The following is a 12,083-nucleotide window of genomic DNA, read 5'->3' as shown; positions in this document are numbered from 1 at the left end:
TTCGTTATAGCTTATCATCTCGTTTAGATAGCGATGAACAGCCTGGTGTTTTTCTTCTTTCGTAAATGTTTTCAAGATAATTACCCCCTTAGGTTGGATAAGTGTCCAACGATTGGGGGGCACTTTAGCAAGCCTTGCGGGGTCTCGCCTTGCTCCTTCTCCCGCGGGAGTCTCACCCTTCCCCCACGCCCCTCGCCATATAAAATACTCGAAATCACGCTTGGAAAGTACAGCTCTATTTTGTGAAGAGTATCCTATTACAATGCTAATCTGATCGTACTTTCTGTTCCATAAGCTCGCTATTCTTGATAGAAGTTTCGAGACTCTAACAAACATATGGTGGTTGGGAAAACGGTGAGACTCCTGTGGGATGAACATGAGCGGTGAGATCCCGCAAGGCGAAGCCTGAGGAAGCTCACCACATGCCCACGGAAAGCGATCCGTTTTCCCGGCCACCATAATCGCAATCAAAAGTCTCGAAACTGAGTCTTCAGCAATTGGGAGCTTTAATTAAGAAGAACCCCTGCATTGAAGAGAACGAAAAAGCACCTCAAGATTGCTGGCATGAGGTGCTTTTCTGGAAGTATTCAATCCGTGAAATTCCAACGGTAAAAACGTTCGTAGCGCAGATGTTCTAATTCCTCGTTCTCATTGAAGTCGGGTTTTTCCTTAATCAGACTCATCATACCTGAAGCCTGGGAAAGATGCGTTTCAATAGCGGCCATCTTTTTGTCCCAGTAGGGTTTAACATCATGCCTGATGTGTGGTTCACCCAGGTCTTTTTCATAGTTAGTCGCAATAGCCTGTACCCATAGTTCCGGGCGCTGAGAATCCTTGATATTGCTGACAGCTTCTATTACCGCTGCTCCAAGCGCGTTATGATCCGGGTGAACCGCGTAACCCGGATAGTGGGTAATGACCAATGTCGGATTGATTTCTTCCAGAATCGACTGGATATGCCCGGCTACCTGATCCATTTGTTCGAATTCCAATGTCTTATCCCGGTATCCAAGCATGCGGACATCGACATCCAATGCTTTACAGGCTTTCAATAATTCTTGTTTACGGAAACTGGACAATGTCTCCCGGTTCGCAAATACAGGGTTACCCATATTACGGCCCATTTCTCCTAATGTCCCACAAAGATAAGTGACTGGAATCCCTTTTTCCCGGTAGCTTGCAATGGTGCCTGCCGCCCCAAAGGATTCATCATCCGGATGGGGATAAATAACTACTACATGTTCCTGGCTGCTCATGATTGGGCCACACTTTCATGGGAGAATGGCTTTTCGCTGATTTGCAAGGCTACCATCAAGCGCCCTTCCCGATCGTGCCCTGCCATCAAGAGCCGCCCTTGATCATCGACTTCATAGTCTGTTACCCCTTCCGCATAAACCCATCCTAAATTGAGCTTCAGTCCGACACGATATGCACCGCCAGTTCCAACTATTTTTCCGTGCTCATATTTAACCTTGGCATTACGGATAAAAGCACCGACATTATATGCATTTTCATCAAAATGACTGGCATATGCGCCATTTGTAGTTTCCAAGTGAACATAGACTTCTTTTTCCGCTAATTGATCAATCACTTGCTGCACTTTTTCTTTTACAATTGCTTCCATTAGGCAAGACTCCTCCCGTCAAACTATCTCTCGTTCAACGATACTCAATATCCTCACCTGCGTCAAAAGATGTACTTATTTCGCGACTTTCTCTTTTTCCTTAATCTTATTTTCCATACGTTCTCTATCACGTTCAAGAATTGGTTTTAAGTAATGGCCAGTATGAGACTTCTCGTTGTCAGCTACTTGTTCCGGAGTTCCTGTAGCGATGACTTGGCCACCCTTATCCCCGCCTTCTGGACCGAGGTCAAGAATATGGTCGGCTGCTTTAATAACATCGAGATTATGTTCGATGATCAAAACAGAATCACCATTGTCGACCAGCCGCTGCAATACCTCCAGGAGTCGTGCGATATCATCAACATGAAGACCGGTCGTCGGCTCGTCCAGGATATAGAACGATTTACCGGTCGAGCGACGGTGTAGCTCACTTGCCAGCTTGACACGCTGCGCTTCCCCGCCTGACAAGGTTGTCGCCGGCTGACCCAGCTTGACATAGCCTAGTCCGACATCAAAAATAGTTTGAAGCTTACGGCGGATTTTCGGAATGTTGGAGAAAAAGTCGAGCGCTACTTCAATTGTCATATCCAGAACGTCGGCAATATTTTTTCCTTTATATTTAACTTCCAGTGTTTCCCGGTTATAGCGTTTGCCATGACATACTTCACATGGTACATAGACATCAGGCAGGAAGTGCATTTCGATTTTTATAATTCCATCGCCCCGGCATGCTTCACAACGTCCGCCTTTTACATTGAAACTGAAACGTCCTTTTTTATAACCGCGGATTTTCGCCTCATTGGTCTGGGCAAAAACATCACGAATGTCATCAAAGACACCAGTATAAGTCGCCGGATTGGAACGTGGCGTACGCCCAATCGGTGACTGGTCGATGTCGATCACCTTTTCCAAGTGCTCCACACCTTTTAGCTCTTTATGCTTGCCAGGCTTATGCTTGGCCCGGTTCAGTTTCATCGCCAGCGATTTATATAAAATTTCATTGATCAACGTACTTTTTCCTGAACCGGATACGCCTGTAACAGCTGTAAAGAGTCCGAGAGGTATTTTTGCGTCGACTTTTTTCAAATTGTTCTCTTCTGCTTTTTTGATTTCCAGATAACGGCCGTCCGGCTTTCTTCGTTCATAGGGGAGCGGGATGAATTTTTTCCCGGATAAATATTGCCCGGTCAATGACTTACGGTCCCGCATTACCTGTTTCGGGGTCCCTTGGGAAACAATCTCTCCCCCGTGGACACCGGCACCCGGACCAATATCAATCAAATGATCGGCAGCAAGCATGGTATCTTCGTCATGCTCCACTACAATCAGTGTGTTATCAAGGTCGCGCATCCGCTGTAAGGTAGAGATCAGCCGGTCATTATCACGTTGATGCAGGCCGATCGAAGGCTCATCAAGTACATATAATACCCCAGTCAATGCAGAGCCGATTTGTGTGGCCAGACGAATCCGTTGTGCTTCCCCGCCGGAAAGCGTACCGGCAGAACGGGACAGCGTCAAATAATCAAGACCGACATTGATAAGAAACGTTAATCGCTCACAAATTTCTTTTAAGATCATCCGGGCGATTTTCTCTTCTTTCTCGGTAAGCTCGAGCCTCTCGAAGAAATCTTTTGCTTCTGTTACTGCAAAATCGACAGTATGGCCGATATGCTTGCCGTTGATCAGCACAGACAACGCTTCTTCTTTCAAGCGGTGTCCTTTACACTTCGGACATGGCTTCTGTGCCATGTACTTTTCCATTTGCTCCCGAACCCAATCGGAGGTGGTTTCCTTATAACGGCGGGCAATGTTATTTAATACACCTTCAAAATAGATTTTATTTTCCCGCACCCTGCCGAAATCATTTTCATAACGGAAATAGACTTTCTCTTTTCCACTGCCATGAAGGATTTTGTCCATTTGATGTTTCGGAATATCTTTAACAGGGACATCCATATCGATGCCATAATGAGTGCAGACGCTTTCCAGTAGTTGCGGATAATATTGAGAACTTGTCGGTTCCCAGGCTGTAATTGCGTGTTCCCGAAGTGTCTTCGTCCAGTCCGGAATCACGAGGTCCATGTCTACTTCCAGCTGTGTTCCAAGCCCGTCACAGCGCTGGCAGGCACCGAAAGGACTATTGAAAGAAAACATGCGTGGTTCCAATTCACCAATGGAAAATCCACAAATCGGGCAGGCATGATGTTCGCTGAACAACAATTCTTCCTCCCCAATCACATCGACAATCACTTGGCCATCGCCGAGGCGAAGTGCTGTTTCAAGTGAATCAGACAGGCGGGATGCGATGCCCTCTTTTACGACAATCCGGTCGATGACTACTTCAATGGAATGTTTTTTATTTTTATCTAAATTGAATTCCTCGGAAATCTCGCGCATTTCCCCGTCCACACGCAGACGTACGTACCCTTCTTGCTGTAAGTTTTCGAATACTTTTACATGTTCGCCCTTTTTTCCGGAAACGACTGGAGCCATAATTTGCAGTTTTGTGCGGTGTTCATATTCCATGATCCGATCAACCATCTGCTGGACCGTCTGGGAACTAATTTCGATGTTATGTTTCGGACAGGTCGGCCGTCCGATACGAGCGAATAACAAACGTAAATAGTCATAAATCTCTGTCACTGTTCCAACAGTCGATCTTGGGTTTCGGCTTGTCGTTTTCTGGTCAATCGAAATTGCAGGGGACAAACCTTCGATGGCATCGACATCAGGTTTGTCCATCTGTCCAAGGAACTGACGCGCATAGGCAGATAGAGACTCGACGTAACGGCGCTGCCCCTCGGCATAGACGGTATCAAAGGCCAGGGAAGACTTCCCTGACCCTGACAAACCAGTCAAAACGACAAGTTTATTTTTAGGAATTTCTACATCGATATTCTTAAGGTTATGGGCTCTTGCCCCTTTGATACTTATTGATTTGCTGGCCATATGCCATCATCCTTCCGCTTTAAGTTCCAGAAGTACGTCACGAAGCTCGGCGGCTCGTTCGAAATCGAGATCGCGAGCTGCTTTCTTCATTTCTTTTTCCATATTCTCGATCATCTTTTCCCGCTCTTTCTTTGTCATCTCTTTTGGCTTCGGTGTGGTTTCATAGTTTTCTTCATCTTCAGCAGCCATGGTCGCGCGGATGACATCTCGCACTTCTTTTTTAATCGTAGTTGGTGTAATCCCATGTTCTTCGTTGAAAGCGATCTGCTTTTCTCTTCGTCGCTGCGTTTCTTCCATTGCCATGCCCATGGAGTCGGTAATTTTATCGGCATACATGATAACACGGCCGTTTTCATTACGCGCCGCTCGTCCTGACGTCTGGACGAGTGAACGATGGGAACGCAGAAAGCCTTCTTTATCTGCATCAAGGATAGCAACAAGGGAAACTTCCGGAATATCAAGTCCTTCACGAAGCAGGTTGATCCCTACAAGAACATCATATTTTCCCAGTCGCAGATCACGAATGATTTCAATTCGTTCCAATGTTTTGATTTCCGAATGCAGGTAAGCTACTTTGATCCCAAGCTCCTTCAAATAATCCGTCAGGTCTTCCGACATCTTTTTTGTAAGGGTAGTAACCAATACCCGCTCGTCCTTATCGATACGCTTATTGATTTCACCAATCAAGTCATCAATCTGGCCTTTGATCGGCCGCACTTCAATTTCCGGATCAAGCAGGCCTGTCGGACGGATGATCTGCTCGACCATTTTCGGTGTATGTTCAAGCTCATAGGGACCAGGAGTAGCTGATACATACATGCTTTGGTTTACTTTACTTTCAAATTCTTCAAACCTGAGAGGACGGTTATCAAGCGCCGATGGCAAACGGAATCCGTGGTCGACAAGGACCTGCTTCCGAGCCCTGTCCCCGTTATACATTCCGCGAACCTGCGGAAGCGTCACATGAGACTCATCTACCATCACAAGAAAATCTTCCGGGAAATAGTCGATTAATGTATAGGGGGTCGCCCCTTCTTCTCGCAACGTCAGGTGGCGGGAATAATTTTCGATACCGGAACAGAAACCCATTTCCTGCATCATTTCCAAATCATAGTTCGTCCGCTGTTCCAGGCGCTGGGCTTCCAGTAATTTGTTCTCCTCCCGGAACTTCTTCAGCTGCTGTTCTAATTCCTTTTCGATATTTTTAATAGCAATTTTCATTTTCTCTTCACGGGTTACGAAGTGGGATGCCGGGAAAATGGCTACATGTTCCCGGTCGCCAATTATTTCCCCGGTCAATACATCGATTTCACGAATCCGATCGATTTCATCACCAAAAAACTCGACCCGGATGGCATGCTCTTCCCGGGATGCCGGTATGATTTCCACCGAGTCACCGCGGACACGGAACGTACCGCGCTGGAAATCAATATCGTTCCGTGCATACTGAATATCGACCAGATCACGAAGCAATTCATCGCGTTCTTTTTCCATATCTGTACGGATGGAGAGCACCTGGCTGCGGTATTCATCCGGATTACCTAAACCATAGATACACGAAACACTAGCCACAATGATGACATCATTCCGCTCAAATAAGGCAGATGTCGCAGAGTGGCGCAGTTTATCGATTTCATCGTTGATGCTGGCATCCTTTTCAATAAAAGTGTCCGAAGACGGCACATACGCCTCCGGTTGATAGTAGTCATAATAACTGACAAAATACTCGACCGCATTATTCGGAAAAAACTCTTTGAATTCACTATATAATTGACCAGCCAACGTCTTGTTATGAGCAATGATAAGCGTCGGCTTGTTCACTTGCTGAATCACATTCGACATGGTGAACGTCTTCCCGGTACCTGTCGCACCAAGTAAAGTAAGATGCTTCTCCCCCTGGTTGATCCGTTCTACCAGTTCTTTAATTGCATGGGGTTGATCCCCTTCTGGTTGATACTGTGAAACAAGCTCGAATTTGTTCTCGTTCTTCACAAAGCAACCTCCGTTCCTTGAATATACAACACTAGTTTACCACAATATTATACAATTCTAACATGAATACGAACAAATATTCGATTAAAATGTCTTTGGAACATATTTCTAACTTTATATTAGTTTTTTTGACTAAAAAATTCATTCCTTACACAAAAAGAAGCGAAACCCTAGTTTCGGGTATCGCTTCTTTTCTTTATTAATACGATTGATCGTACTGATTCACTTCAAACAAATCAATCAGATCGACATTAGGGTTTTTATCCTGGAACCAGCGCAGGGAGAAATCGTTTTTGAATAAAACTAGCGGGTTCCCTTCCCGGTCCTGGACAAGCATATTTCGTTCGTCGAACAGGGATTCATCCACCTGATCTTCTTTAAGCCAGCGTGGAATCCGCTCTCCCAGAGGCTGAAGTTCGACTTCAACATTATATTCGTTTTTCATCCGGTATTCGAAAACATCATATTGTAATTGACCAACGGCTCCAAGGATGTAATCCTCAAAGCGATAACGCTTGAACAACTGAATGGCGCCTTCCTGGACGAGCTGCTCAATCCCTTTTTTGAACTGTTTTGATTTCATGACGTTCTTTGCGGTAACTTTTTTGAATTCTTCCGGCGGGAACTGCGGCAGTTCGTCATATTCAAAGTTGGTTTTTCCCGTTAAAATTGTATCGCCGATCCGGTAGACATTCGGGTCATAGATACCAATAATGTCGCCGGCATAAGCTTCCTCTATTGTTCCTCTGGAGGAAGCGACAAATTGCTGAGACTGTGCCAGCTTAAAAGTTTTTCCCGTACGTCCCAGGGTTACGTTCATCCCTCGCTCAAACTTTCCGGAACATATCCGTACGAAAGCGACTCGGTCTCGATGCTGGGGATTCATGTTGGCCTGGATTTTGAAAATGAATCCAGAAAACTCCGGGTCGTCTGGTGACACGATACCTTCTGTGGAACGGCGCGGTGCCGGGGCAGGGGCCATGTCGATGAATGTATCGAAAAAGCCTTCTACTCCAAACGGCGCTAACGCGCTGCCGAAGAAAACAGGTGTCTGTTCTCCACGCATCACTTTTTCCATACTGAATTCGTCTCCCGCTTCATCAAGCAGCATCAATTCTTCTAGGGTTTCCTGATAGGTAGGGTGTTCGACTAAATCCTGGTGTTCCGGTTTTTCCAATTCCGAATAAGGAATATATGTTTCTTCCTCGTTGCCGCTATACGCGATGAATTGTTCATGATGCCGGTCAAATACACCAAGGAACCGCTTGCCCATACCTGCCGGCCATGTCATCGGATACGTTTCAATATCGAGAACTTCCTCGATTTCTTCCATCAATTCAAACGGCTCCCGACCTTCACGGTCCAGTTTATTAATAAAAGTGAAGATTGGAATTCCCCGCATTTTACAAACCTTAAACAGTTTCAAGGTTTGAGCTTCAATCCCTTTGGTGGCATCAATAATCATCACCACGCTGTCCACGGCTGTCAATGTACGGTACGTATCTTCACTGAAATCTTCGTGGCCCGGGGTATCGAGAATATTTACCTGATAATCCCGATATGGGAAGTTCATTACACTGGACGTTACAGAAATTCCCCGCTGCTTTTCAATTTCCATCCAGTCAGAAGTAGCGAACTTGCCGGATTTTTTTCCTTTTACTGTACCAGCGGAGCGAATCAGATTACCGAAGACTAATAATTTTTCAGTCAACGTGGTTTTACCCGCATCCGGGTGAGAGATGATAGCGAAAGTACGCCGTTTATTCATTTCTTCATTGATACTCATATTTATATCCTCCAATTTATCTTCTCTATAATTTTCATTCGTTTATCAGGCAGGATATAAAATCACATCGGTCTTTTCAACTCCATATTATTATTCCTCGCATAAATAAATCTTTCCATAATATTATGGAAAGCAAAAAAGCCGCACCCTGCATTCATGGCCAGGAGCGGCTTTGTGTATGACAACTCCATATCTTGAAAAATAGCACAAAACCGGTGGAAAATCAATCGGCCATCTGCCCATTCCACTCCGGTATCTCTCTGGCAGGTGGTGGTGCAAGATCGTTGTCCATAATCTTCAAAAAAACTTCTTCCAGGTTATTGGATTGATATGTCTGATATAAACCAGTAAGTGTATCATCCGCTTTAATTCTGCCATCAAACAACAGGACGACACGGTCAGCGATATCCACCACATCCCTCATGATATGACTAGTCAGCAGTACAGTTTTACCCTTACTTTTCAATAATCTCACCATATTCTTGAACTCCATTACCCAAAACGGGTCAAGCCCATTGGTCGGTTCGTCAAATATATAAAGTTCAACATCAGCCAGTAAGGCCTGGGCCAGATTAAGGCGCTGGATCATCCCTTTAGAGAAAGCACCTACTTTTTGATCCCGCTTCTCCCATAATCCCACTTCACGGAGAACTTCTCCCACATTCCTTTGAATTCTCTTATCGATAAAGCTACGATAATAATTAAGAATTTCGAGGGAATTCAGTTCTTCAGGAAATTCCATATGATCGGGCATAAATCCGTATGATTTGCTTTGATCCGCTTGATATTCCACCTTGCCTGTGCTTGCTTTTTCAATACCAGTCAACACACGTATCAGGGTGCTTTTTCCTGCTCCATTTCCTCCACAAAGAACGACACACTCCCCAGCATCCACATAAAAGTCACTTGGATTCAGTACTTGTTTCTTTCCATATCGCTTAGAAACATCTTTGGCATTCAGTAATTTCCTCCCCATCACTGCCACCTCCATTTCAGCTTGAACAGCGCGCCCAGAAGTGTTAGGCCTATGATAATAACTACCGAAGATAACAAAAATACCGTCAGCAGGCCGCTGTCTCCCCATTGTTCGATTAATAGAAACTGAGGCCCGAAAACATAGGCAGCATTCAATTGATCAATTGCCCATACTCGGAGCGACTCGACAGGGTTCAAAAATATCATGACGATGAGATTATACAATTTATACGCATAAGGGATATGTTCAATAATAGAGAAAATAAGAAATTCATAGACAAACAGGAGGAAACTCCAGGCCGCCAGAGCAAAGCTCAGTCCCTGCATACGATTATTGCTCCAAGTTCCTAATAAGACAGCAAGAGCCCCGAAAACGCCGATCAATAAGAAATTCAATATAAGAAAGGTCATAAACAATTGCACACCCTGCATTTTCCCTAATAAAGCCATTCCTGTTCCAAACAAACCATAAGAAAGGGCAGTAGCCGTAGAGACACTTAGAAACAAGGCCACATATTTACTTATCAGGTAATAACCTCCCGGTACGCGGTAGGTCCTGAGTAATGCAAGCCTACCTGACTCTTTGTCAGCGGTTACCGAGGTTACTCCAATAACCAGCGTGATGATCGGCACAATCCATAACGTTACATTCATCAAAAGGGCTACGGATCGACTAAAACCGGTAATGACGCTGTCCCCAGCTTCATTTGCCGCAGGCATTTCCTCAAGTCCGTATATTGAAGGGTCTACATTTCCAGTATCAATATCGCTGCCCACACCTTCCAACCCATAACTCACCATGGCTGGATCCATGGAAGTCGACTTCACCCCATACGCATAGAATAAAATTGCCATAAGCAAAAATAATAAGATACTGCTTAGAAGCCATTTGCTGCGCATCAGCAGTTTCCACTCATACCGGATCATTGGTATTAACTTCGCAGCTTTCATCACTTTCACCCCGCTTTAGTGATGCATCTTCATTCGTTTCAGCTCGACCTCCATCACCTTCATGCCCTGGAATATTTCTCCGTTATGTTCTTGTGTGAATGTCGCGGCATCCGCTTTTTCTTTAAAAGCAATAAAGCCGTAACTCATCGGAGTTTCTATTCCATTTTCCTGGACGATATAAGCATCATCCAGCTTTAGCCACTGGTGTGAGTGATAGTCCCGGACAAAGGCCTGCTCCACTTCATTTCCCTTCATAAAGGTGAGCATACATCCGATATCATCAAATTTTTCGGGTGTGCCATCCTTCATGATGACCTGGCTTGCAGCTTTCTCATCGTTGATACCCATATGACATAAAGCACAGCTGTCAACGGATGTATTGATTTCTTCCGGGCCGGCAGCCTCTCCGACCGCACACCCCGCAGTAATGAGTAATAAAACGAACAGCAGCCATTTTTTCATGTTCTCCTCCTCCTCGAGCCGATGATCAAACCACCGCTCACCACTATCATAGATAGAAAAAATAAGGCAGGAACTAACATAATCGCCTGATCTGCCTCGTGAGTGGTTTCCCGTGTGGAAAAGTCCATTGGAACCGGTTCTGACAATGGGTAAGGATCTGTGATGAAGGTGTCGGAAGGGATTGGTGTAAAATGTTCCACAGTATTCCACATCTCAATAGCAGGACTTCCTGCAAACGCCTGTAATAATGGCTCCTCTGCAATCATGTGATGGAACGCATCTCCGCTCTTATATGCAAATTCAACTACTGGACTATCATCAAAATTGACATGACGCTGGTCATCCCAATAATTTCCATACCCACTTAAATAGAAATCATTTTCACTATCAACAGCAGCTGCCACCTGCTGATTATTAGCTATGAAATTATTCAGGTAGATCGTATTTCCTTTGGACGCTTCACCCGCCTCCAGCCCCAAGTGATTTCCAGATATTTCGTTAAAAGATAGATCATTGGCAATCGCATTTTCCAGGTAGAGGCCACGACGATTGGCAACAATGCGATTATTTTTCACCTGGGAATCAAACGTATCAAATATAAAAATCCCAGCACCGTCCAATAAGGTATTATCATGTAAATGGTTTCCTTTAATGCGGACTTCATAGCTTTGCATGATCATCAGGCCATTTCTGCTGTCAAACACCTCATTATCGTTTATTACCACGCTCGTCGAATCCATTGTATGAACGCCGTAACGCGCCTTCTGAATCGTATTACCGGTGACTTGGCATAGATCAGAAAAGGAAACATAGACACCATCCTGCAAATGGGATAGATCATTCCCTTTAACCACCGCATGCGGGCTTTCAACGAGATAGACGCCGAACCCTTTATGACGGTCGTCTGTGTAACTGCGTATGATGTTACTTTCTATGACAGCACCATAAGCATCCTTGACCTCTATACCATTGAATACGTCTTTTATAATGTTTCCTTTCACTTGAACCCGATCTCCTTTTATTGCTATGCCCGGGTTTTGTGAGCCACTTTGCTCTATAGTCAGACCTTCTACAGTTGTGTCATCTGCCATAACCTTCAGCACAAACCCTTGACTGTCCCCCACCACTCGAACGCCTTTTTCACCTTTGATAGCAACTGTTTCATTGATGATAAAAGGGCCTTGATAGATTCCTTCCTCTAAATAGATGGCATCTCCTGAAGTGGCGTTATCCAAAACGGATTGGACGTCGTCTTTTACGGAGACATGAATGGTATCTGCCAGGACAGGAAATGGCTGCAGACAGAGGAAAAGGAACAAAAAGAGCAACACCCTCATCCGGACA

General features: G+C 44.9%; 9 protein-coding genes. All 9 read right to left on the bottom strand.

Features of this window, described 5'->3' with window-relative positions; all coding sequences use genetic code 11:
- Positions 1–587: 587 nt before the first annotated feature.
- Positions 588–1,256 (bottom strand): bacillithiol biosynthesis deacetylase BshB2, encoded by a 669-nt coding sequence (gene bshB2 / locus ACGTNI_RS16560; protein WP_085505915.1) that lies wholly within the window; start codon positions 1,254–1,256, stop codon positions 588–590.
- Positions 1,253–1,624, bottom strand: a complete 372-nt coding sequence (locus tag ACGTNI_RS16555) for a YojF family protein (RefSeq protein ID WP_085505916.1) — start codon at positions 1,622–1,624, stop codon at positions 1,253–1,255. Before ACGTNI_RS16555 ends, bshB2 begins: the two co-directional genes overlap by 4 nt.
- A gap of 75 nt (positions 1,625–1,699) precedes the next feature.
- A complete protein-coding gene (gene uvrA, locus ACGTNI_RS16550) occupies positions 1,700–4,573 on the bottom strand; it encodes an excinuclease ABC subunit UvrA (protein WP_085505917.1) in 2,874 nt (957 codons plus the stop codon).
- 6 nt (positions 4,574–4,579) lie between these two features.
- The gene (uvrB, locus tag ACGTNI_RS16545) at positions 4,580–6,565 is read right to left on the bottom strand and encodes an excinuclease ABC subunit UvrB (protein ID WP_085505918.1); all 1,986 of its coding nucleotides are present in this window, start codon (positions 6,563–6,565) and stop codon (positions 4,580–4,582) included.
- A gap of 199 nt (positions 6,566–6,764) precedes the next feature.
- The gene (locus ACGTNI_RS16540) at positions 6,765–8,351 is read right to left on the bottom strand and encodes a peptide chain release factor 3 (protein WP_394463795.1); all 1,587 of its coding nucleotides are present in this window, start codon (positions 8,349–8,351) and stop codon (positions 6,765–6,767) included.
- A gap of 223 nt (positions 8,352–8,574) precedes the next feature.
- Positions 8,575–9,327, bottom strand: coding sequence for an ABC transporter ATP-binding protein (locus ACGTNI_RS16535; RefSeq protein WP_085505920.1), 753 nt, complete (start codon positions 9,325–9,327; stop codon positions 8,575–8,577).
- On the bottom strand, positions 9,327–10,277 hold the full coding sequence (locus tag ACGTNI_RS16530) for an ABC transporter permease (protein ID WP_085505921.1): 951 nt from the start codon (positions 10,275–10,277) through the stop codon (positions 9,327–9,329). Before ACGTNI_RS16530 ends, ACGTNI_RS16535 begins: the two co-directional genes overlap by 1 nt.
- A 15-nt stretch (positions 10,278–10,292) precedes the next feature.
- Positions 10,293–10,739: a nitrous oxide reductase accessory protein NosL gene (locus tag ACGTNI_RS16525; protein WP_394463794.1), complete on the bottom strand. Its 447-nt coding sequence runs from the start codon at positions 10,737–10,739 to the stop codon at positions 10,293–10,295.
- On the bottom strand, positions 10,736–12,076 hold the full coding sequence (locus tag ACGTNI_RS16520; RefSeq protein ID WP_394463793.1) for a right-handed parallel beta-helix repeat-containing protein: 1,341 nt from the start codon (positions 12,074–12,076) through the stop codon (positions 10,736–10,738). Before ACGTNI_RS16520 ends, ACGTNI_RS16525 begins: the two co-directional genes overlap by 4 nt.
- Positions 12,077–12,083 lie beyond the last annotated feature (7 nt).

Source organism: Thalassobacillus sp. B23F22_16 (assembly GCF_043496955.1).
In the GTDB taxonomy this organism is placed as follows: domain Bacteria; phylum Bacillota; class Bacilli; order Bacillales; family Halobacillaceae; genus Thalassobacillus; species Thalassobacillus devorans_A.
This window is presented reverse-complemented; position numbering and strand designations above follow the sequence as displayed.

What these genes read in the sequence shown, in the direction of transcription:
- bshB2 (WP_085505915.1), bottom strand. Translation starts at nt 1,256, where the DNA reads ATGAGCAGCCAGGAACATGTAGTAGTTATTTATCCCCATCCGGATGAT.
- ACGTNI_RS16555 (WP_085505916.1), bottom strand. Translation starts at nt 1,624, where the DNA reads ATGGAAGCAATTGTAAAAGAAAAAGTGCAGCAAGTGATTGATCAATTA.
- uvrA (WP_085505917.1), bottom strand. Translation starts at nt 4,573, where the DNA reads ATGGCCAGCAAATCAATAAGTATCAAAGGGGCAAGAGCCCATAACCTT.
- ACGTNI_RS16540 (WP_394463795.1), bottom strand. Translation starts at nt 8,351, where the DNA reads ATGAGTATCAATGAAGAAATGAATAAACGGCGTACTTTCGCTATCATC.
- ACGTNI_RS16535 (WP_085505920.1), bottom strand. Translation starts at nt 9,327, where the DNA reads ATGGGGAGGAAATTACTGAATGCCAAAGATGTTTCTAAGCGATATGGA.
- ACGTNI_RS16530 (WP_085505921.1), bottom strand. Translation starts at nt 10,277, where the DNA reads ATGAAAGCTGCGAAGTTAATACCAATGATCCGGTATGAGTGGAAACTG.
- ACGTNI_RS16525 (WP_394463794.1), bottom strand. Translation starts at nt 10,739, where the DNA reads ATGAAAAAATGGCTGCTGTTCGTTTTATTACTCATTACTGCGGGGTGT.
- ACGTNI_RS16520 (WP_394463793.1), bottom strand. Translation starts at nt 12,076, where the DNA reads ATGAGGGTGTTGCTCTTTTTGTTCCTTTTCCTCTGTCTGCAGCCATTT.